Genomic DNA, 22,848 nt, shown 5'->3' with positions numbered 1-22,848 from the left:
TCTACCAAAGATGATCCTCCAGAATTTTGTCGTCGTGCAATTCAAGAAGCATTAGAGAAAGATAAAGAAAAGTAATTTCAAAGCGATAGTTGTCACGAGTGTGTGAATTACTCGAATGAGTCAGCAATCAAACATATTGCTTTCTCAATATGCTTAATTGCTTGCGGAAAACACCGAAATGAGAAACCAAACTGGGGTTTGAGAAAGTAAAAGCTCATTTTGTTTGCGGAATACACCAAAATGAGAAAGTAAACTGGGGTTTGAGAAAGTAAAAGCTCATTTTGTTTGCGCCTGTAATTCCCGTTTTGCTTAGGAATACACACAGCAGCCTAAACTCCCAATTTTTCTTAGGGGTCATACGTGGGTTGACTTTCGGACAGATACTGAGGCTATAGAAAACTTAATTTGGGGTATTACTGGAAAACCGCCAGAGCGAAAACCAAAGCTACAGTTAGTAATTCAAGCCGACGACCTCAGTTCTGAGAAGGGAGTAAACTACACGCAATTGCGAGATTTGCTAGCAGCAGGCAAGTGGAAAGAAGCGGATGAGGAAACTTTAGCTGTTATGCTCAAGGCATCTAGCAGGGAAAAGCCTCGGTATCTAGTAGCGCATTCATCCAAAGTTCTTCCCAATTGCAAAAATGCTGGATGCCATTGAGTTATACCATCGTTACTCAATCTGTCATGAATGCCATAGTTGCTGAAATCGAAATTCGCGGTTATTACAACGAGTGGTAATGTGATAGCAAAATCCAGATTGAAAATTTCGCGGTGAACGAGTCATAAACCAATACAGTTTAGATAAGACCAAAACACTTGTAGAGACGACGATTTATCGCGTCTGTGAACCGTGTTTAGTCATAAACAATTCGTAATTAAAAGTTTTCTCAATTTAAAATCCCCCCGCATTTTTGTAGACGCAGGGGGAGTATTAACAATTCAAAATTCAAAATTTAAAATTGTTTCAGATGACGATTTAAACGGTTTGTGCAAACAGCCCACCTCAAAACTATTCAGATACTTTGTTATTAGCCCTATTAGCACGCGCCTCAGCCGAAGCCATCACTTCATCGAAATTCTCTAGCACTTCCCCAGGGAAGTTTTCTAAAACTCTGGTAGAAAGAGCAACTCGCCCTTTACCTTCATCCAAATCAATAATTACAGCTTTAATTGGTTGACCAATTTGAAACACTTTTTCTAAAGATTCAATAAATTTTTGGCTTACCTGCTTGATATGAAGTAAAGCGCTCATTCCATTTAAATCGACAAACACACCAAAAGGTTTGATACCAGTAACTTTACCGTCCACCAATTGACCGAGTTCTAACAAACTGAAATTGCTAGAACGTGTTGCCAAACGTTGAGAAAGAATAAGTTTATTGTTGCTTTTATTAATTTCCAAAAAGCCGACAGTTAGAGTTTGACCTTTGAGTGCTTCTAAATTATCGCGCTCAGCCAAATGCGATCGCGGAATAAATCCCCGCAAAGATAGAACTTCGGCCGTGACACCACCTTTATTCACACCAATAACTTTTACTTGCACAGTCTGGGCATTTTCCTGCATTTGGGCTAATCGTTCCCAGATGTGCTGAATTTCCAACTGCTTTCGCGAAAGGGTGACTTGACCTTCTGCATCTTGATCTCGAATAATCAAAAACTCCAGTTCCTCTTGCAATGGCAGCACTTCCGATAAATCTGTTACTGCTCTCAAAGAAGCCTCATCGCGCGGCAGAAAAGCTGACGATTTGCCGCCAATATCAACATACGCTCCATCATGGTCAAGTTGGAACACCTTACCATGTACAACTTGTCCCTTTTGAAATTGGTAGTCGTGTTTTTCTAGCGCTTTGGCAAAATCGTCCATTGTAAACGACGAATTGGCTGTTTGAGAAAGTTTCGATTCGGAATTCATGACTTTTGAAGATTAATTTTTATTTGAACTGATGCCACTGGAGTTTAAATTGTGATTTGTCCTTTGTCAGTTGTCCTCTGTCTTTTGTGTCAGTTGTCCTTTATTTTTGACTAATGACCAATAACCAATGACGAACTTGGCTGTATGGGCTTCAGTTGAGTTGACTAAAGAGTTGTTGCACCTGCTCCCAAGCATCCGCAGCAGCTTTAGGATTATAACTGCCACGATGGTCACAGAAAAATCCGTGGTCAGCTCCATCGTAGCGAAACAGACGATGAGGAATTTTATATTTTTCTAACTCTGTTTCAATCTCATCTACTTGTTCGCCTGGAATGCTAGCATCTTCTTTACCAAAGAAACCATACAGAGTACCTGTAATTTCTCTGGTGCGGGTAAGTGTAGAATTGCCACCTCCTGGGGTGCGGGTGGTAATTCCAGCACCGTAGAAGCAAGCTGTAGCCTTAATATCTGGTAAAGTGGCTGCAAGATAGGCAACATGACCGCCGAAGCAGAAACCAATACAGCCAAAGCCATCTTTTTTGACGTTGGGGAGGCTTTTGAGGTAGTTAATTGCTAGTTCAATGTCGCTCAGTAACTCTGATGCTTTAGTCTGTTCCCAAGCGTATTTTCTACCAATTTGAATATCTTCTGGGGTGTAACCAGTTTCAAAGCCAGGGGCAATACGTTCAAAAAGTGCAGGTGCGATCGCTACATACCCAAGTTTTGCAATCCGTTCTGTAACTTCCCGAATGTGAATGTTGACACCGAAAATCTCCTGCAACACTACGATTCCTGGATAAACTCCAAATTTTTTTGGTTGTGCTAGATAAGCAGACACTTGAATATTATTTTGCAAAAGTTTAACCGTTGTGGTAATTAGTGCTTGCTCTGTCATAATAATTTTTACCAGTGTTATGTGATTAACGGTGTATTTCTTTGATATAACTATGCCAGTATGTCCAGGTTATTTTCAATAAAATTATCAATTACCATAGTCAGCGCATTCAAAGTTTGTAATAGAAAAATTTCATGTATAAATCGAATATTTGACATGTAAAAAATGCAGCCGTTTGACTAAGAGCAAAGGACACAAAATGACGGAGCAGGGAAAGATGGAGGAGATGAAAGAGTCAACTACTTTTATTCCTCCTCATCTCCTCAATGCCCCTCATCCCCTACCTCTTTTAGACACTTGCTGCTACTAGTATTTAGGAGGTTTGGTGATGATTCAATTCCGTATTCAGCCAGACAGCGAAATTCCCGCATCAACCCAGCTGTTTAATCAAATCCGGTTTGCGATCGCTTCCCGGCAATATCCACCTGGTTACAAATTGCCAAGTACACGGGCGCTGGCAATGCAAACTGGGTTACACCGTAACACCATTAGCAAAGTTTACCGTCAACTCGAAGAAGACGGATTTGTGGAAAGTCTGGCTGGTTCCGGAATTTATGTACGCCCCCAAGGTCATGAGGGTGGTAGCAGGCTACAATCACCAACTCTCAAACAACATCCCAATGCATATAAAATTGTCCAGCAAGCACTAGATGAACTACTCTCCCAAGGATGTTCGCTGAGTCAAGCTAGAGAGATATTTTTAGCAGAAATTGACTGGCGCTTGCGTTGTAGTGCGCGGGTATTGGTTGCAGTTCCATCTCATGATATGGGCGCTGGTGAGTTGATGGTATATGAATTAGAGCGATCGCTGAAAATACCAGTACAGTTGGTAGCAATCGAAGAATTAACAGCTGTGCTAGATAAAACTACTTCTGCAACAGTAGTCACAAGTCGCTATTTTATCAACGATGTGGAAGCACTCGCCGCTCCCAAATCTGTACGGGTGATTCCTCTGGATATCTACGACTACACCAAAGAACTCAACTTCTTGAAAACTTTGCCCAAAGAAAACTGTGTAGGTATAGTTAGTCTCAGTTCTGGAATTGCCCGCGCGGCAGAAGTTATTCTCCACGGTTTGCGGGGAGATGAACTACTGGTGATGACTTCCCAACCAAAAGATGCTTATAAACTTCAAGCAATCGTCAAGCGAGCTGAGGTAATCATCAGTGACCTAGCCAGTTTTCCAGCCGTACAAGCGGCTGTGCTAGCAGCTGATGAAGACATTATTCGTCCCCCAAAACTGATTAAAGTTGAGAATTATATTGGCGCTAATTCAATTAACTTGCTCAAACGAGAACTGGGTTTGAGTTAATCTCAAGCTCGTTCGACCAACATCTTTGAGAGCAACTGATACAGGAGGAATGCGGTGATGCGGATTGTGATTGTGGGCGCAGGGCCTACAGGTACAACACTTGCCCTGCTGCTTGCAAAACGTGGTATTGCTGTAACCTTAATTGAAGCAGCAAAAGACTTTCATCGTGTATTTCGCGGTGAAGCATTAATGCCCAGTGGCTTAGATGCATTAGAACAAATGGGTTTATCGAGGTTATTGGCAGATATTCCCCATCGACAACTCGACGCATGGGAATTTATTTTTGGAGAAAAGCTGTTGTTTCGAGTTGATGAACCAATGGGGGCGTCCCAACCTTGTACCCTGCTTCCACAACCACCACTGCTTGAAGCACTGATTTGTGAAGCTCAAACCAATAAAGGGTTTCAATTTATCCAAGGTGTTGCTATCAAGGATTTACGATGGAGTAATCAACGCGTCGCAGGTGTAGTACTCAGCGATGGCAGAGAATTTGCTGCTGATTTAGTGATTGGAGCAGATGGTCGAAATTCTCTTGTACGACAACGTATAGGATTGGAATTGGTACGCCAGCCCAAAAATATAGACATTCTCTGGTTTAAGCTTGCTGCCAGTCCCAAGTTTGCAAGCGATAATGTGTTTCGTACTATCTTAAATGGCGATCGCGTATTTAGTATTTTTCATGCAGCAGAATCAGGAAAACTGCATCTAGGTTGGGTAATGTCCGCTAACGAAAAGACTGACTCCAAGCAGGCCAACTGGGCAGAGATTTTTGCCTCGTTATCACCCTCATGGCTAGCAGAGCATTTCCGTAATCACGCAGATACCATCGAATCCCCGATTCGGCTTTCTGTTATAGTCGGTTATTGTCCACGATGGCACGCACCTGGTGTACTGCTTTTGGGCGATGCTGCACACCCAATGTCTCCTGTGCGTGCCCAAGGGATTAATCTCGCATTGCGTGATGTCATTGTCGCCGCCAATCATCTTGTACCGCTGTTCCAGACAGAAGCTCAATGCCAAGAGATTGACATGGCATTATCGCAGATTCAAGCGGAACGTCAGCCAGAAATTATCCGCGCTCAGCAACTCCAGCTAAAAGAAGCTACACAAGGCGAACTACTGCGGAAAAATCCACTGGTGCGATCGCTGTTGATTCAACTTGCTCCCTTGCTCGGTAAAATAATTCAAAAGTCTTGGTTAAACCGACAATATCAGATGCGTCAAGGCATAACCCAAGTACACTTAACCGTTTAAAAAACTTTTATCAAAAGCTCGTTAACTGTTGAGTGTCAACTGTTAACCGTCAACAGGCATCTTAATTTGCAAAAACTCTTTTACTCGCTGCAAATAAGTTGGTACATCTTCCAACATCGGAAAATGGGCTGTATTCGGAATCAGGACAAACTGAACTTTGTCACTTAATGCTGCTGCTTGACGCCCCATCTCGGCTGGAATAATCTTGTCATACTGCCCCGCCACGAGCAGAGTTGGCACTGTCAGCTTGGCAAACTCTTGGGGCATCAATTCAGATTGTGCCTTAGAAACTGAAGTAAAAATTGTACCTAATGCTGCGTCATAATCTGCTTGCAGAAAATCTTCTAAAAAAGCCTGTCGTTCGGAATTTGGTATCGGACTATAGAGAAATCTCGCCATGAACATCCGGTCAACAAATGGTATTTTCCCTAACCATTTGGGACGAAATTTAACTACATAACCACCGAATTTATGAAAGGCAGTAAATGCTTTTTCGTCGTACTCAAAAACACCGCTACAAGTTAAAATTCCTCGTTCCACTCGTTGGGGGTAGAGGTTAAAAAATAAAGTAGCTACAGAGGCGCCCATTGAATGAGCATGAATATAAACACGCTGAATATGCAACTCATCAAGCAAAGCTGCTAAATCATCAGCGTATTCTTCTAATTCATAAGTTAACTCTTTAATTGCCTCTGATGCTTCTTGAAGTGACTGTGACTCGGCAACAGATTCACTTGCTTGGGCTATGGTTGGTTTACCACGAGAACGACCAAATCCTCGTAAATCGTAGAGTAAACAATCAAATTGCTCAGATAAAACATCAGCCGTACTGTGCCAATATCTGGCCGAACCAGCCCAACCGTGGATGAAAACCATCACTGGTTTCGTCAAAGAACCAGAGGGTTTTTTCACCCATTCGTAGTAATGCTCAACCCCACGAACATTAATGTAAGGCATTTGTCCTTTGTCCTTTGTCCTCTCGTGCAAAGTTCTAATGCCTCTGTCTTGCCCCTGCGCGTCTACAGAGGAAAGCTTGCAAGAGACTTCGCACTTTGTCCTTTGCCATTAGTCACTTGTCATACATACATTTTTATTATTTCTTAGTTTTTGACTAATGACTAATGACCAATGACTATTAGGCTGATTCTGGCTTCGGTAATGAAGATGGATGGACGATCAATTCGGCTGTTGATCGCTTCTCAACCATCTCGCGTGTTACTGTACAACGTGTTACATCTTTACGAGACGGTAACTCGTACATCACATCCAGCATCAATTCTTCAACAATACCCCGCAACGCTCTAGCACCAGTTTTTCGACGGTAGGCTTCTTGAGCGATCGCTCGCAGAGCATCTGCTTTAAAATCTAACTGGACATTGTCCATCTTCAGCAGTTTTTGGTATTGCTTCACTAGCGCGCTGCGTGGTTGGGTGAGAATCGCCATTAGCGCTTCTTCATCTAGAGGATCTACCACTGCTACCATTGGCACGCGCCCGATAAATTCTGGAATCATGCCAAATTTCACTAAATCATCTGGTTCTAGATAGCGGAGAGTGTCTGCTGCCCGTTTTTCTTTCGATTGTCCTTCTCCCGGCTGCACAAAACCTATTGCTTTTTTGCCAACTCTCTGATCCACAACCTTTTCTAAGCCGACGAAAGCTCCACCACAGACGAACAAGATATTGCTAGTATCAATCTGAATACAGTCTTGGTAGGGATGCTTGCGTCCTCCTTGGGGTGGTACATTGGCGATCGTTCCTTCTAACATTTTCAGCAAAGCTTGCTGCACGCCTTCCCCGGAAACATCACGGGTAATCGAGGGATTTTCACTCTTGCGGGCGATTTTGTCAATTTCATCAATGTAGATAATTCCCCGTTGGGCTTCCTCTACATCCAAATCTGCTACCTGCAACAGTCGCAGCAAGATATTTTCCACATCTTCTCCCACATATCCCGCTTCCGTCAGCGTTGTAGCATCAGCGACGGCAAACGGTACATCAAGGATTTTTGCTAGGGTTTGGGCTAAGAGAGTTTTACCGCAACCAGTCGGCCCGATTAGCAAAATATTAGACTTTTGCAACTCTACTGCATCATCAGCCCCAGCTTTGCCACTCGCTTTTGACTGGATGATCGCCAACCGTTTATAGTGATTGTAAACGGCGACTGATAACACTTTCTTGGCTTCGTCTTGACCAATAACGTGTTCATCAAGATACTTTTTAATCTCTCTTGGTTTGGGTATTTGATTAAACGAAATACTCGAAGAGCGGGTACGGCGTTTTTGCGGTGGTTCCGATCTTGGTGCAGGTTGGGCTGCTGCACCATTTGTATCGAGTAACTCCTCGTCTAGTATTTCATTACACAAGTCGACGCATTCATCGCAGATGTAGACTCCCGGGCCCGCGATTAATTTACGCACCTGCTCTTGAGACTTGCCACAAAATGAACATTTTAAATGGGAGTCGTACTTAGACATACCAGCCTCTTATTTCAGAATGGTGACGTTTTCCCCTGCTGTGGGAAGATTTTGCCTGGAAATGACTTGATCGATCAAACCGTAGTTCTTCGCCTCTTCTGCCGACATGAAAAAGTCGCGTTCAGTATCTGCTTCGATTCTTTCTAAAGGTTGACCAGTATGTTGAGATAGTAACTGATTTAACTTTGCTTTAACGTAAAGAATTTCTCTAGCTTGAATTTCGATGTCAATGGCTTGCCCTTGAGCGCCACCAAGTGGTTGGTGAATCATAATCCGGGAATCAGGTAAAGACATGCGCTTACCCGCTGTCCCTGCTGTTAACAAAAATGCTCCCATGCTTGCGGCTAATCCAAAACAGATAGTAACAACATCCGGGCGAATTTGTTGTATTGTATCATAGATTGCCATCCCTGCGTAGACGGAGCCGCCAGGAGAATTGATGTACAGTTGAATGTCCTTTTCTGAATCTTCAGCGTCCAGGAATAACAACTGAGCGACAACTGAGTTGGCAATGGCATCGTCTATTGGCGTTCCCAAAAAGATAATCCGCTCTCGCAGTAGGCGGGAGTAGATATCGAAAGCCCTTTCTCCCATACCTGATTGTTCTACCACCATCGGCACGATGTTGTTAGGGCTGCTCAATTGGGAGTTAATGTTTATTCGACTTAAGTTGCTGATGGGATTATTTCCCGACTGCGATACAAGCATAAAAGAGTTAACCATAACTGGGACAAAGGTCTAAACAGCAGATGCTGCCTTATTGACGAGCGGAATTTTATTTAAGCTACGTGTTAACCATTATGCCTCATATAAATTCCTCTCGCATAACACAGTATCAAGCCCAGACGCAAACGATGTCACTGTTTCCTGAAAATTCTTTAATTTTTCATTTTATCTCTCAATTCTTGGGAGGACTGGAAACTCGGACATTTGCCAAACTTAGAAAACAGGGAGTTGCGAGGATGGAGAAGAAAAATAGCTATTACTTAATAATTCCTTACTCCACACTCCCCATCTCTCGATACTCCCTCATCTGGCTCATCTTCTTTAGCTTACCCATTTCACCAGCACCTTAACTCAGGACTGGTGAATAATTACAGCTATGAGTCTTTCATCAGCCTTGTGTGGCTTCTATAGAAGGTTCAGTGCTTTCTTCTTCTGTCTGAGGTGCATTGGCATTTACATCATCTAATTGTCCTATTTCGGTTTCCTCTGCCGGATTTAAGGACCCTTCAGGCACAAGTTCAACTGAGGAGTGTTCTAGGAGCCAATCAATAATTTTCTCGCTCAACAGTTCATTTTCCACCATTGAGCGCAGTTTTTCTTCGTCGATGTCTTGCTCATCTCGATACTGTTGTAAAAGTTCTGTGACTCTGGCTGCAATTTCGTCTGGTGTGACCTCGATAGATTCGCGTTTCCCAACTTCCTGTAACGATAAAGAACGTTTTAAGCGTTCAATCGCCTCAGAGCGCGATCGCTCCCGCAATTGAGGAATAATATCTTGAGTAAACAACTTCCTGACATCTAGTCCTTGTTGAGACAAGCGAATTGCTGTTTGAGTAAGCATTGCATCCACTTCTTTCTCAATTAAAGTTGCTGGCAAGTCAATTTCTACGTGCTTAAGCAGTTCCGTTAACAAGGCTTCTTGCTGATTGGTTTTAGTTTTTTCGGAGGCCTCTTTTTGATATCGCTCTACCAGAGACGTGCGTAACTCCTCCAAAGTTTCAAAGTCGCTGACTTCTTGAGCAAAATCATCATTTAATTCTGGTAGCTCTTTTTCCTTGAGTTCTTTAACTGTCACGGTGAAAGTTGCTGCTTTTCCAGCTAAATCTTCATTAGCATATGGATCTGGGAACTGTGCTGCAATTTCTTTGGTTTCTCCAGGATTCATACCCAGGATTCCAGAGACAAAACCTGGAATAAATTTATCTTCCTGCAACTCAAGTTGAAAATCAGTCGCTTCGGCTCCAGGAATAGCTTCTGGTTCGGCTGTTTCCTCTTCACCCTCGGCTTTTGAAAACACACCTTTAAAATCGACTACGGCAATGTCACCAAATTGAGCTACACGTCCTTCTACAGGAATTAATGTTGCCAGTTCTTGACGTTCCTTGTCTAGGGTGTTCTCTACTTGCTGTGGATCGTAGTTGACTTCTTCGGCTTTAGCTTGTAAATCAGTGTACTGCACTAAATTCACTTCTGGCTCTACATCAACAGTCGCCGAAATCGTCAGGGGTTTTCCTGGTTCATAATTATTAATCAAATCCTCAAACGACGACCGCAGTTGCGGTTGACCTATCGCCGGGATGGCTTCTTGTTTAACTGCTTGCTCAATACCATCTTGAATTAGTTCTTCTAGGGCTGCTGCCTTAATTCGAGTCGTACCCAGCCGTTGTAGTAATATCGGCCGAGGCACCTTGCCTTTACGAAACCCAGGAATATTGGCAGTACTCGCTAAGTTTTTAATGACTTGTTCGTAAGTTTGCTTGGTAATTTCCGGCGTAATTTCTATTTCCAAACCAATTTGGCTGGCGGGAAGTTTTTCCTGGGTGACTTTCATGCTTCGTCTCTAGTTTTCTGGTATTTTAAACTCTGAGTACACACAAGACGCAAGTAATCGCGTTTATGGCTTGATGTCTCTTAAGGGCAATGGGAGGTTGCCACAAGGGTTGATGATATCCAAAGATGGATGGTTGTCCTGGGGCAAAGATCCAGTGTACTGCCAATGTCCAAAGACTTGACACTTTAGCTTCATAACAATTAGTCATTGGTGATTTGTGATTGGTCATTGGTCATTTCTCCCCCTACCTCCCCATCTCCCTCATGCCCCTAATCTCCCCATTAGCCCTTATCCCCAGAGGGGGCCCCACCTTCCCTATTTCTCCAAACAATTGCTCGCTCATGAATTAATTATTCACTGGGCTGACACCGTGATATCCTGGTTCTCAGCCAGTAGTTAGTATTTTAAAGTTAAAGCTATAGTATTGAGTCTAGCTATTAACTTGCTGTACCAAAGCTCATCTCTTAATCTAGCCCGATAGCTGAGTTGAATGTTGTGCTAGCTTTATTTAGTTGAAATCTACAGTATATTGATCATCTTGGTAACGCATTTGGCGACTAAGACTTGATTGCATTTACACGTAGTAGAATGCTTCTGAAAAGACCAGGTGCAGATATATCAAATTATTATGCTAAATAGCGGTTTGTTGTATAATGAATCTAAAGTTTAAAATTATGTAAAAAATGAATAAGAAGAATTGGAAAATGCAACATCAGTGAAACTTGTGAAAAAGTCAAGAAAATAAATTTATTGCATTATATAGAGATAGATAAAATTAGAAAAAATCTAAATTTATTCAAAACGTATTTCCAGAGTGTGATCGCCATTTAAATATTAAGTAAATTGACAATTGTTCTAAATTACATACAAACCTCTTAAAGGAGGAAGCAAGTTTGTCTAAATCCTATCGTGTAGCTATTTTGGGAGCCACTGGTGCCGTTGGTACGGAGTTGCTAGAATTATTAGAAAACCGTGCGTTTCCGGTTGCTGAGTTAAAGTTATTGGCATCAGAGCGGAGTGTCGGGCGATCGCTGCGGTTTAATGGAGAGAATATACTAGTAGAGCCAGTTAGCGATCGCGCTTTTGAAAACGTTGATATAGTACTTGCTAGTGCGGGCGGCTCCACATCCAAAACTTGGGCAAGCGTCGCCGTCGAAAAGGGCGCAGTGGTAATTGATAATTCCAGTGCCTTTCGGATGAACCCCCAAGTACCCTTAGTAGTACCAGAAGTCAATCCCCAAGCCGCAGCCAATCACCAAGGCATTATTGCCAATCCTAACTGTACAACAATTTTAATGACTGTGGCAGTATGGCCATTGCATCAAATTAAACCAGTGCAGCGGATTGTAGCCTCAACTTACCAATCTGCCAGTGGTGCTGGGGCAAGAGCAATGGCAGAAGTGAAAACCCAAACCAGCGCTATACTACAAGGACAACGACCAGTTGCCGAAGTATTGCCTTACCCATTGGCATTTAATTTATTTCCGCATAACTCGCCGTTAAACGATTTGGGTTATTGTGAGGAAGAAATGAAAATGGTCAACGAAACCCGAAAAATTTTTAGCAGCCAGCAAATCAAAATTACTGCGACTTGTGTACGGGTTCCCGTACTTCGCGCTCACTCAGAAGCAATTAATTTAGAGTTTGCAACTCCCTTTAGTGTAGATGCAGCCAAAGAAATATTAACTTCTGCACCAGGAGTAAAATTGGTAGAAGATTGGAAAAATAACCATTTTCCAATGCCAATTGAAGCGACAGGTCAGGACGAAGTTCTAGTGGGAAGAATTCGTCAGGATATTTCTCATCCTTGTGGTTTGGAATTATGGTTATGTGGCGACCAAATCCGCAAAGGGGCAGCATTGAATGCTATACAAATCGCCGAGTTATTGGTAGAGAAAAATCTACTCAAACCATTAGTTACTAGTCATTAGTCATTAGTCATTGGTCATTAAGTTATTAGTGAATCAACAAAGGACAAAGGAAAAAGCACAAAACACAATTGACAAAGCGCAAAGTCTGTAAACGCTTCTGCGGCTTACCGTAGGGTGCGGAGGTTTCCTCCAAACAGAAGTTTGCAGGAGAAGACAAATGAGACTTGAAAAAAATTTGCAAATAGATTATTACAAAAGAAAACCACCAATTATATAAAAATATGGGTAATTAGGAGTGACAAAGAGGGTGGGAGATTTTGGCAATGTTTTAACCGCTATGATTACACCGTTTAAAGCAGACGGGAGTGTCAACTACGATGTAGCGGCAGAACTGGCAGCGCATCTAGTTAGCAATGGTACAGATACATTGGTGGTGTGTGGCACAACAGGGGAATCCCCTACTCTGAGTTGGGAGGAAGAATACCAGTTGTTTGTTGAAGTGTTGCAATCTGTAGCAGGAAAAGCCAAGGTAATAGCTGGTTGTGGTTCAAATTCCACTAAAGAAGCGATCGCTGCTACCCAAAAAGCGGCTAAAATAGGAGTACATGGTTCCTTACAAGTTGTTCCTTATTACAACAAACCACCGCAAGCGGGATTAAAAGCTCACTTTCAGGCTATAGCACAAGCCTGTCCCGACTTACCACTGTTGTTATATAATGTCCCTGGTCGTACCGGACAAAACCTCCAGCCGGAAACCGTTGCCCAGTTAGCTCAGGTGAGCAATATTGTCGCAATCAAAGAATCCACCGGTAGCATAGATCAAGCGAGTGAAATTCGTCGCTTGACACCAAAAGAATTTCAGATTTACTCTGGTGATGATTACATGACTTTGCCTATGTTAGCAATCGGGGCAAAGGGTGTAGTAAGTGTGGCTTCTCATCTGGTAGGAAACCAACTACAGCAGATGATCCAAGCTTTTAGTGCGGGTAAAATTGAGGTAGCGAGTGAGATTCATCTCCGACTCTTCCCGTTGTTTAAAGCTTTATTTCTCACTTCAAATCCCATTCCAGTTAAAAAAGCCCTGAAACTTCAAGGTTGGGAGGTTGGTTCTACTCGTTTGCCGCTATGCGAAGCAGACTCAGATGTCAGTCAAAAGTTAGAGGAAGTTCTTAAAGAACTTAGTTTAATCTAACCGCCAGCTACTTCAGTGCTACTAATCTATGTTTAGGAAACATACATAATAAACAACGACCGCAATTATTAACGGGTTGGTATTAAAAACCTGTATTAAAACTCATAGATATACTATGAATACTTTAGTATGCCGTCCTTTTTATTAAATAAACAATTGAAAATTTCAATTAAAACTAGATTGCTTTGGGACTGACTGAAAAGACAATTAAAGTTGTTTGAAATACAAAATTGCTAACTATCAACTTAATTAACAAAAAGTAACAATCTCAGGAGAAAATGGTTAAAAACGAAGCTAATAATTCCGCCTTTAAAATTATTCCTTTAGGTGGTTTGCATGAAATTGGAAAAAATACCTGTGTTTTCGAGTACGACGATGAAATTGTTCTGTTAGATGCAGGATTGGCTTTTCCTACAGAGGCGATGCATGGAGTAAATATAGTTCTCCCTGATACGACCTATTTGCGGGAAAATCGCCACAAAATTAAAGGGATGATCGTTACCCACGGTCATGAAGATCATATTGGTGGAATTGCTTTTCATCTCAAGCAATTTGACATACCCGTGATTTATGGCCCGAGACTAGCAATGGCAATGCTAGAAGGGAAATTAGAAGAAGCAGGAGTACGCGATCGCACAGAATTAAGAAAAGTTCTACCCCGTGATGTGGTGCGGATTGGTAAAAACTTTTTAGTAGAATATATCCGCAATACTCATTCGATAGCTGATAGCTTTACTGTTGCTATTCATACACCACTCGGTGTAATCATTCACACAGGGGATTTTAAAATTGACCACACGCCAGTAGATGGTGAAAAATTTGACCTGCAAAGGTTAGCAGAACATGGTGAAAAAGGTGTTCTTTGTTTACTAAGTGATTCTACTAATGCAGAAATACCAGGTTTTACACCTTCAGAACGTTCAGTTTATCCCAATCTTGATCGAGTATTTGCTCAAGCCCCTGGGCGATTGTTTGTCACCACCTTTGCTTCTAGCGTCCATCGTATCAACATGATTTTGGATCTAGCCAAGAAGCATAACCGTGTAGTGACGGTGGTGGGACGTTCCATGCTGAACTTGATTGCTCATGCCCGGAATCTAGGTTACATCAAGTGTGAAGATAATTTGCTGCAACCTTTGCACGCAGTCCGCAACCTGCCAGATGAAAATGTGTTAGTTCTGACTACAGGTTCCCAAGGCGAACCAATGTCAGCAATGACGCGCATTGCCAATAAAGAACACCCTCACATCAAAATTCGTCAAGGCGATACAGTAGTATTCTCTGCCAATCCGATTCCCGGAAATACGATCGCTGTAGTCAACACCATCGATAAATTGATGATTCAAGGGGCAAATGTGGTTTATGGTCGGGATAAAGGAATTCACGTCTCTGGTCACGGCTGTCAAGAAGACCAAAAGCTGATGATTGCCTTAACTAAACCGAAGTTCTTTGTGCCATTCCACGGCGAACATCGGATGCTGGTGAAGCACGCCCAAACTGCTCAAAGTATGGGTATACCAGCAGAAAACACAATCATTATTCAAAATGGTGATGTTATAGAACTGACTGAAAACTCTATCCGCGTTGCTAGTAAAGTGCCATCTGGTATAGAACTAGTAGATACCACAAGTTCCGGTATGGTAAGCGCCAAAGTGCTGCAAGAACGGCAACGCATGGCAGAAGAAGGTATTGTTACTATTGCTGCTGCCATCGATTGGAATGGTAAACTCTTGGCAAAACCAGAAATTCACCTCCGGGGTGTAGTTACAAATTTAGAGCGATCGCTCCTACAAACCTGGGTAAAACAACGGATTGAAGAAATTCTCACTGCACGCTGGTCAGAATTTGCTGCTGGAGAGGGAGAAGCAGCAGATATAGACTGGGGTGGATTGCAAGGTACTTTGGAGAGAGAATTGCAACGTTCCATCCGTCGAGAATTGCAATGTCAACCATCTGTAACTTTGTTGATGCAAATCCCTGATGAGCCGCCGGTGAAAGTTGCTGATGGCAGAAGACGGCGCACTCGGACTGCTGCTCAGGTGGCATCTTAATAAAAAGCTCACGCAGAGGCGCACAGACGCGGAGTTTTTGAGAGCGTCTTTGCGTTTCGATGTGAGATTTAGAGAAAAATCATTCCAAAAAACTAGTTTCCAAGAAAGTTGTCGAACTTATCTCTCAAAATTAAAATTATCTCAACCTATCAAAAGTCTTGATCAGACGATATCCATTGGATAAAGTAGCCACAGTAATCCTACTTGAATTACCAAGCCTGCAAGGGCAACAGATGCTAATACACGGAGAAAATCTAGGTAAGGAATGCCTGAAAAGGAGCCAATCAAGATGTTTTGCGGATTAGTGCTCAAGCTAGCTACCGAGCCTATATTAGTTGCATCGGCGATCACTAGTAAATAAGGTATCGGATTTAAACCCAAAGTTTGAGTCAAGCTCAAGGTTAAGGGTGTGAAAATCAGCGCTATGGTGTTATTGAGAAAAAAGGCTGAAAGAATCTCACTGCTAAAAGTTAAAGCAATCAACAAGCTTAAAGGACTGCGAGTAAGACTCAGTATTACAGATAGCGATCGCCGAAAAAACCCTCCATAAAATAGGTTGGCGTTCACTAGCATCATGCTCAAGAGAAACATGATGGTATTAGTATCGATAGCCTGCCATGCTTATTGTAGATTTAGAACACCTAAAGCAATTAAAAAAGCAGAACCAACTAAAGCGATGGTGGCGCGGTTCATGCGTAAACCCGGAATGTAGCCCAATGCTAACCCCAGGTAAGTTAATCCTAAGACGCTATAGGTAGCAAATTATCGAAAAATCACTAATATTAGCCTGATTATTTTAGTTAGGCAGACTTTGTTTCGGTAACCTTTGATTCAAGGCTAGGGAGAATTTCTCTCTGTGTGTCTTTTGCATTTAGCTAGCAATTAACAAAATATAAAACTCAAGGACGCAAAAACACACAGACGAAAAACTGCCCAATAAGGTATTACTGTTATTTATACTTACAAAAAATACTTTGAAAAAGATTTTATTTTAAGTTTTGTAAATGTTACACTAAAACCTACCCAACGGTGGATGTCTTTATTAAAATTTAAACTGTGTCAAGTTACGAACAAGATTAGATTACTACAGTACCGATCCCGCGAAAATTGCGGTTAACTTAACGTAGTAATAAATATAGATTCTGACTTAAGTGGCTAATCGGGTATTAAATTATATCGTAGTCAGGACGCGAATATTCCGGAAAGTTCGTTGCCACGTTGTATACATTCACCAGAAAGGTGAACAGCCTCAATAATACAGAGGATTAATCATGAAGGTATTTGATAATACCACAAAAAAGATTTTTCTGGCAAGCTGGGTCTCAATCAATCAACCAGAGACTAGTGACCAGAAACTAACCCAGCTAAACCCTTCTGGTTCTAGTCATTACTGGGATATTCTCCAACCCCTACGGCAACGGGTAGAAAACATTCAAGTTCGTGATCGCCAGCTAGCTCATTACTTGTGCAAACTAATTCCATCTCAGTGTCCCTTTGAACGAGATGTCAAATTATTTGGCAAAACCCTGTTTCACATTCCGCCGATGTGTAAGCTCAACCCCCTATATGAAGAAGTGGTTGGTTTACGTTTTCGAGCGCTGTGCTATCTAGCCGACGAATGTGGCGAAGATGTATCGCAGTACTGCTAATCATAGAGTACTGAGGCAAAAGTTAAAGGTTAGGAGTTATGAGTGTAGAACTAAAAATATAACTCCTAACTCCTAACTCCTAGCTATTTTTTTACTATTTTTTTACTATTTTTTTTGCCATTTTTGGATGGCATCCTGAGCATCTTCGTAAGAAGCTGTCTCCTCTGGTACTAAAGTAGCAGTTTCAATTGCGGTATTGAGTTCACCTACGGCAGCGCGACGCTTGGCCAAGTCTAAAATTTTCTCACTCCAGTTATTGATCGATTTTTGGGCAGTATCAAAGCCTGGTTGATCTGCTGGTACTTTTTTAGCAACTTCGATCGCCCGATTGTATGTAGACGCTTGTCCAGACTTAATTAAGGCATTAGCTGCGTCTAAAAGAGTTTTGTTGCTCACATACTGCTTGCCTTCTAACCGCCACAAATTAATCGCCGCTTGGGCTTTGGCATAAAGCGGCTCGTCTTTGGTAATTAGTCGAGCCGCGGCAATAGCATTAGCATACTGTCTTTGTTTAGCACGACCCTCTGCTAAATCTAAAATCATCTGACTCCAAATATTAATATTTTCCTGAGCTTGCTCATACAGTGGTTCACCGGTTTTAATTCTCTTAGCTGTGGCAATTGCTAAGCTCAAATCGCTAGCCTGAGTTTCTTGGAGCGACATTTTCGCCAAGTCCAATACTGCTTGATTGCGCTTTTGCGACTCGAAACTTGAGGCTGTTTGGGCGCTAGATTGATTTTTTTGTCTAACTGGTAGAGTAGTTTTAATTACTGAGGGGTCATTTGGTAAATTCTTGATGCCCTTAGAACTACTAACAGCAGCATTGGGCGATGTGCTTGAGATTTCCTTAATTCTAAAAGTCTCTTGATTACGCAGAAAAACTACTGCGATTAAACCTGCTACTAGCAAGCTACCTCCACCCCACAAGATAAACTGCTTCCACAAAGAAGTATTTGGCTGATTGTGTGGCAATCGAGAGACGTAGGCTTGGGAGGAATCAGGGATAAATCTTTCCTTGCTGTTCACTCGTAAAGAACTTTCTACCAAAGGATTTGTCTGCGGCTGGGAAACTAAGCCAGCAGCCGACTGTTGAACTTCTTTGCCATTAGACTTGTAAACTTTGGAATTAATAGTTGTTTCTCCCCATCTGCCCTGATTTATCGAGGAATCGTCGAGGGTGGGAGCTGCAAGGGCAACAGCAAAGGATTCTTCTGGATAAATCAGCGCTTCTGGTTGAAAATCGTTTTCTAATGCAAATTTTGGCAAAATTATTTGCGGTCTTGATGGGATGATAATAGCGGGGTTTTGGATGGGGCGCCAGTGGTGCTGACATAGTTTGGGCACTACCAGGCTCAGGTAGCTTTCTAAATCTGCCAAGTTGTTACCATTACCAGAACGCAAGGCTTCTAACAAAGCTGCTGTAAAGAATCCGTGACCGAGTTCGCTACTTTCGTGGGAAAACTGCTCTGGCTGACAAGAAAAAATAGTGGCAAGTTCTAGTTCTTGGGCTAATTCTATGGTTTCTTCCCCAACGGGAGCATCTGCTTGAGTGCCAAAAGCACGGTTAATATCAAGCAGAAATAATACATTCATTTCAGCCAGTTGCAGACTTTGCATTAGTGATCGCAATTCTATGCCTGTCTCTGGCACGAATTCGGGGTTACCCTCGGCTGGCATTAAGTAATCTTTGCCTTTGTAGTTGACTCCATAACCGCTAAAAAATAACCATAGATAGTCTTGGGGTTGCCAACATGTTGCAGCTAAATCCTCAAGCAGCAGCAGAATATTCTCTTTAGTCGGATAGGTGGATCTATCTTTAATTGGTGGTGAGGTATCTGTCATGAGGAAGCAGTGTCCGGGGACAAAACTTGCTTCTGTCACCAAGATATCCTTTAGTGCCTCAGCATCTGCTTGGGCATAACTTAAAGGTTGAAATAACTGATATTGATTGATACCAATAGTGATCGCCCAGTAATTTGCCATCCCGCTCTTTGTCGGTTATTGTTTGCTGGTCTAAAAATTGCAGTTGGCTTTGCTCAAAAAACAAAGCTAACGTGATGTTTTCTAGTTTAGGTGATTCTATACGAATCTTCGGATAAAATGTAATTTTTATTACGTTAACTGACCGGAAAATACTTTCACCTAATTTTAATTTACAAATTGTTTAGTTAGGAGCTATAAGGTCATGAGTCAGATTTGTGCTCACATACCATCATCGATCGCTTCCTTTTCAGTTATTAGCCAAATTGCCAGAACAATCCGGATAGTTCCTTTAGTAGTTTTGCTCATATCTACTGTTCCTGCGTGGTTTTTGACAGAAGTGATCGCACCTCAAGTTGTACGAGCTTACACCGCCAGAGTTGACCTGGCGATTGATCGCCTGCCAGAAGAAAACTACGAAACCATTGTGCGAAGAGCCGAAGCAGCCGCTCGAGCAGCCGCTCAGCGGAGCTTTGACCAAGATATTTTAGTTACAGATGTTTCAATTATTGTATCCGTACAAAGTTATGGAGCGATCGCACCAGTTCTGACATTAGAAGTCAGTCGTCCAGAATGGCGCAGCCGCCCGGATGCTCAAAATTGGGCAACTTACTTCAAAACTGCGCGATCGCTACTGTTGTTTGAAAAATAGCGATTACTCCAATCTAGTTCTAGCAGCTTGGTTCTAGAGTCAGGAGACTGGTAAAGATGAGGCAGTGTGGGGAGATTAGAAAAAAGCTTTCCAGCCTTGCCGGACTCACAATCCACCATCTGCCCTAGTTTCAAGCTCAACTTACTTAATTCTTGGCTAAATTGGCATCTTTGGCGTCGGTGAATGGCCTAAAATAAAAAGGTTGTCAAAAATCACGATATCTGCTGACATGGCTGTTCCTAAGAAGAAAACTTCCAAATCAAAACGAGATAAACGCCGAGCTACTTGGAGGCACAAAGCCGCCATCGAAGCTCAGAAAGCTCTGTCTCTGGGCAAGTCTATTTTGACCGGACGTTCTACATTTGTCTATCCAACTGCGGAACAAGAGGAAGAAGAATCATAATTTTCCAGTCAGGAAAGGCATGAACAGCACCGACAGATTTGATTGGCAAAAGTCACCGCTCAAACTTCTTACTAATGGATAAATGCTTTTTCTTAGCTTTCCTGATAGGCTCGTGAATTATAGATACTCTACACAAGCTCATTAAATCCGGAAAATTGGTAGTGAGTAATTGGGAACATCCATTACCCATTACCTATCATTTATGGTTAATGATTTAAGAAGTTAATGTGCTTGCAAGTTGGATATTATCTGGTTAAGACCGCGATTAGTCAGTGGTTATTGGTTATTTGCAAATAACAAAGGATAACCAGATAAAGTAATTCTGGAATTTCAATGTGTTTAGCCCAATTATAATCAGGGGTAATGTATCTGGCGCTATTGGCAACTTAGCACAAAAGTTTCTAAATATCTTGAGAAAACTTATTTTTCTCCCACTATGTTAGGAAAATTTTTTCAGAAACCAGGAAAAGCAGACGAAGAACGTGTTCCTCCAGGTCAACATTTAGCCAAGGGTTTCCCAGTATTAACTTACGGTGCAACTCCCCAAGTTAACACTGAAGAATGGGAGTTTCGGGTTTGGGGTTTAGCAAAACCTACCAGCTTTAATTGGTCAGACTTTATGGCACTACCTCAACACGAATTCACAGCCGACTTCCACTGCGTAACGCGCTGGTCTAAACTCGATGTTAAATGGACTGGTATTAAAGTTGTAGATTTCATGGAGTTGATTGAGCTAGACGCCAAAGTAGCCCACATTATGGAACATTGCTATGGTGGCTACACTACTAATATCTCTCTGGAAGACTTTATGCGAGAAGAAAACTTCTTTGCTTTTAAAGTTTTTGGTGAAAATCTTCCAGTTGAACACGGTGGTCCAATGCGGCTAGTTGTTCCTCACCTCTACGCTTGGAAAAGTGCTAAATGGATTAATGGTTTAGAGTTTTTATCTAGTGAAGAACTTGGTTTTTGGGAGCGCAATGGCTACCACAGCCGTGGTGAACCTTGGACTGAAGAACGTTACAGCAGTGCGTTTGCCTTTTAATAGTTAAGAACCATTCAATTTTTGATTTTAGATTTTTCCTTAAATCCAAAATCTAAAATCTAAAATTTGCAGCTTTAGAATTTAAAAAATAGCTTGTTAACCCAAAAGTTTCTTAATTAAGGGCAATTTGTCTTTGTAGGGAGCATAGCGGAATTTTAAATCCAGCCAGAAGGAGTTTTGTAATACACTTTTGTGATGAGAAAAGGTGTCAAAACTAGCTTTGCCGTGATAATTGCCAATACCACTATCTCCTACTCCTCCAAATGGTAAAGATGAGACGGCAACCTGCATAATTGTATCGTTAATACAGACTCCACCTGATGAAGTTTCCTCTAAAACTTGCTTTTGTAGGTTTTTGTTTTGAGAGAAGAAGTATAGCGCTAAGGGTTTTGGTCTAGAATTAATCAAGGCGATCGCTTCGGTAATATCAGTGTATTCAATTATGGGCAGAATGGGACCAAAAATCTCTTCCTGCATTATAAAATCTTCTAAGGAGACATTATTAATTATTGTCGGGGCAATATAACGCTCTGAAGATTTAGTTTCTCCGCCAATAATCACTTCACCATTTTCAAGGAATTTAACTAATCTATCAAAGTGTTTTTGACTAATAATTCTGGCATAATCAGGACTATTCGCTGGATGATCGCCATAAAATTCCCTTAAGCATTTTTCTATCCCATCTATTAAATCTTTTTTGATTTTTTTATCAACTAAAAGATAGTCAGGAGCAATACAAGTTTGTCCAGCATTAATAAATTTGCCCCAAGTAATTCGTCTAGTAGTGTGTTCGAGATTAATATCAGTATCAACTATACAAGGACTTTTACCACCCAATTCTAAAGTAACTGGTGTCAGATGTTTTGCCGCTGCTGCCATAACAATTTTGCCCACAGCTGTACCACCGGTAAAAAAGATATGGTCAAATTTTTCTGCTAGTAGTTTTTCACTCGCTTCTATGCCTCCTTCGACTACTGCAATATAAGCTGGTTGAAAATATTTGCTAATAATTTTAGAGACAATACCAGAAGTATGGGAGGCAATTTCTGACGGTTTAATAATTGCACAATTTCCAGCAGCGATCGCACCTATTAACGGAAAAATCATTAATTGAAATGGATAGTTCCAAGGGGCGATAATTAACACAACTCCTAGTGGTTCTGGATAAATGCTAGCTGAGTAGGAAAAAAAATCAAAGGAAACGGGTGCTTTTTTGGGCTTAGTCCAAGTTTTGAGATGTTTTATAGCATAATCAATTTCTTTAGTGACGTTGATTTCTGTTAGATAAATCTCGACTTCCGGTTTATGTAAATCTGCTTGTAAAGCCTGGATTATCTCTTGTTTATGTTCAACAATTGCTTGCTTGAGTGTTTGGAGTTGCTCAAGGCGAAAATTTACATCTTTAGTTTTGCCTGTTTGAAAAAATTTACGCTGATTCTGGATTATATCACCAACGTTAGATAATTCAGTGGTAATCATTTTTTGTGCGATAAACAACTACTTATTTAATCCTAGCGCTACCTCAGTATATTTGTGGTAACACCCTACAGCTTTGCTACCCAACAAAAAGCTTGTCTGATAAAAAATTTCAAACACTGATGA

At 41.6% G+C, this 22,848-nt stretch carries 19 protein-coding genes and 1 pseudogene; 10 read left to right on the top strand and 10 right to left on the bottom strand.

Annotated elements, in window-relative coordinates:
* Positions 1–505: 505 nt before the first annotated feature.
* Positions 506–658, top strand: coding sequence for a hypothetical protein (locus tag FCR06_RS33385; protein ID WP_317616801.1), 153 nt, complete (start codon positions 506–508; stop codon positions 656–658).
* Between the two features lie 351 nt (positions 659–1,009).
* On the opposite strand, the gene FCR06_RS06635 is transcribed toward FCR06_RS33385, so the two are convergent.
* Complete coding sequence (locus FCR06_RS06635) at positions 1,010–1,912, bottom strand: S1 RNA-binding domain-containing protein (RefSeq protein ID WP_138498048.1); 903 nt, start codon at positions 1,910–1,912, stop codon at positions 1,010–1,012.
* Positions 1,913–2,063: 151 nt separating this feature from the next.
* Entirely contained in the window at positions 2,064–2,807 is a 744-nt protein-coding gene (locus tag FCR06_RS06630; RefSeq protein WP_138498047.1) for a dienelactone hydrolase family protein, read from the bottom strand.
* A 328-nt stretch (positions 2,808–3,135) separates the two neighbouring features.
* Between FCR06_RS06630 and FCR06_RS06625 the strand changes: the two genes are divergently transcribed.
* Together FCR06_RS06625 and FCR06_RS06620 are read left to right on the top strand one after the other, a co-directional pair.
* A complete protein-coding gene (locus FCR06_RS06625; RefSeq protein WP_138498046.1) occupies positions 3,136–4,119 on the top strand; it encodes a GntR family transcriptional regulator in 984 nt (327 codons plus the stop codon).
* 54 nt (positions 4,120–4,173) lie between these two features.
* Complete coding sequence (locus tag FCR06_RS06620; protein WP_138498045.1) at positions 4,174–5,373, top strand: FAD-dependent oxidoreductase; 1,200 nt, start codon at positions 4,174–4,176, stop codon at positions 5,371–5,373.
* A gap of 42 nt (positions 5,374–5,415) precedes the next feature.
* Here FCR06_RS06620 and FCR06_RS06615 read toward each other — a convergent pair whose 3' ends face one another.
* From FCR06_RS06615 to FCR06_RS06595, 5 genes are all read right to left on the bottom strand, one after another.
* On the bottom strand, positions 5,416–6,330 hold the full coding sequence (locus FCR06_RS06615; RefSeq protein WP_138498044.1) for an alpha/beta fold hydrolase: 915 nt from the start codon (positions 6,328–6,330) through the stop codon (positions 5,416–5,418).
* A 178-nt stretch (positions 6,331–6,508) separates the two neighbouring features.
* Entirely contained in the window at positions 6,509–7,849 is a 1,341-nt protein-coding gene (clpX, locus tag FCR06_RS06610) for an ATP-dependent protease ATP-binding subunit ClpX (RefSeq protein WP_138498043.1), read from the bottom strand.
* A 9-nt stretch (positions 7,850–7,858) separates the two neighbouring features.
* Positions 7,859–8,557: an ATP-dependent Clp endopeptidase proteolytic subunit ClpP gene (clpP, locus tag FCR06_RS06605; RefSeq protein ID WP_138498042.1), complete on the bottom strand. Its 699-nt coding sequence runs from the start codon at positions 8,555–8,557 to the stop codon at positions 7,859–7,861.
* Between the two features lie 406 nt (positions 8,558–8,963).
* A complete protein-coding gene (gene tig, locus FCR06_RS06600) occupies positions 8,964–10,406 on the bottom strand; it encodes a trigger factor (protein WP_138498041.1) in 1,443 nt (480 codons plus the stop codon).
* A gap of 25 nt (positions 10,407–10,431) precedes the next feature.
* A complete protein-coding gene (locus tag FCR06_RS06595; protein WP_189523338.1) occupies positions 10,432–10,635 on the bottom strand; it encodes a hypothetical protein in 204 nt (67 codons plus the stop codon).
* Positions 10,636–11,299: 664 nt separating this feature from the next.
* Between FCR06_RS06595 and FCR06_RS06585 the strand changes: the two genes are divergently transcribed.
* The 3 genes from FCR06_RS06585 to FCR06_RS06575 all read left to right on the top strand — a co-directional run bounded on the left by FCR06_RS06585 (position 11,300) and on the right by FCR06_RS06575 (position 15,520).
* Positions 11,300–12,337, top strand: coding sequence for an aspartate-semialdehyde dehydrogenase (locus tag FCR06_RS06585; RefSeq protein ID WP_138498038.1), 1,038 nt, complete (start codon positions 11,300–11,302; stop codon positions 12,335–12,337).
* A 247-nt stretch (positions 12,338–12,584) separates the two neighbouring features.
* A complete protein-coding gene (gene dapA / locus FCR06_RS06580; RefSeq protein ID WP_138498108.1) occupies positions 12,585–13,469 on the top strand; it encodes a 4-hydroxy-tetrahydrodipicolinate synthase in 885 nt (294 codons plus the stop codon).
* 278 nt (positions 13,470–13,747) lie between these two features.
* Positions 13,748–15,520, top strand: a complete 1,773-nt coding sequence (locus FCR06_RS06575) for a ribonuclease J (RefSeq protein WP_138498037.1) — start codon at positions 13,748–13,750, stop codon at positions 15,518–15,520.
* Between the two features lie 177 nt (positions 15,521–15,697).
* Here FCR06_RS06575 and FCR06_RS06570 read toward each other — a convergent pair.
* Positions 15,698–16,249, bottom strand: a pseudogene (locus tag FCR06_RS06570) (SLC13 family permease); the annotation flags it as partial.
* 542 nt (positions 16,250–16,791) lie between these two features.
* Here FCR06_RS06570 and FCR06_RS06565 point away from each other — a divergent pair.
* Entirely contained in the window at positions 16,792–17,169 is a 378-nt protein-coding gene (locus FCR06_RS06565; RefSeq protein ID WP_138498036.1) for a Mo-dependent nitrogenase C-terminal domain-containing protein, read from the top strand.
* Between the two features lie 105 nt (positions 17,170–17,274).
* Here FCR06_RS06565 and FCR06_RS06560 read toward each other — a convergent pair whose 3' ends face one another.
* Positions 17,275–19,152 carry a caspase domain-containing protein gene (locus tag FCR06_RS06560; protein ID WP_138498035.1) on the bottom strand — a complete coding sequence of 626 codons (1,878 nt, stop codon included), beginning with the start codon at positions 19,150–19,152 and terminating at the stop codon, positions 17,275–17,277.
* Between the two features lie 202 nt (positions 19,153–19,354).
* Between FCR06_RS06560 and FCR06_RS06555 the strand changes: the two genes are divergently transcribed.
* From FCR06_RS06555 to FCR06_RS06545, 3 genes are all read left to right on the top strand, one after another.
* Positions 19,355–19,801, top strand: coding sequence for a hypothetical protein (locus tag FCR06_RS06555; protein WP_138498034.1), 447 nt, complete (start codon positions 19,355–19,357; stop codon positions 19,799–19,801).
* Positions 19,802–20,030: 229 nt separating this feature from the next.
* On the top strand, positions 20,031–20,204 hold the full coding sequence (gene rpmF / locus FCR06_RS06550) for a 50S ribosomal protein L32 (protein WP_138498107.1): 174 nt from the start codon (positions 20,031–20,033) through the stop codon (positions 20,202–20,204).
* A gap of 436 nt (positions 20,205–20,640) precedes the next feature.
* Positions 20,641–21,246, top strand: coding sequence for a sulfite oxidase-like oxidoreductase (locus FCR06_RS06545; RefSeq protein ID WP_138498033.1), 606 nt, complete (start codon positions 20,641–20,643; stop codon positions 21,244–21,246).
* A gap of 96 nt (positions 21,247–21,342) precedes the next feature.
* Here FCR06_RS06545 and FCR06_RS06540 read toward each other — a convergent pair whose 3' ends face one another.
* Positions 21,343–22,725, bottom strand: a complete 1,383-nt coding sequence (locus tag FCR06_RS06540; protein ID WP_138498032.1) for an aldehyde dehydrogenase — start codon at positions 22,723–22,725, stop codon at positions 21,343–21,345.
* Between the last annotated feature and the right edge of the window lie 123 nt (positions 22,726–22,848).

Source organism: Nostoc sp. PA-18-2419 (assembly GCF_005869855.1).
In the GTDB taxonomy this organism is placed as follows: domain Bacteria; phylum Cyanobacteriota; class Cyanobacteriia; order Cyanobacteriales; family Nostocaceae; genus Nostoc.
Note: the sequence above shows the minus strand (reverse complement) of the source record. Positions and strands in the feature narration are given on the sequence as shown.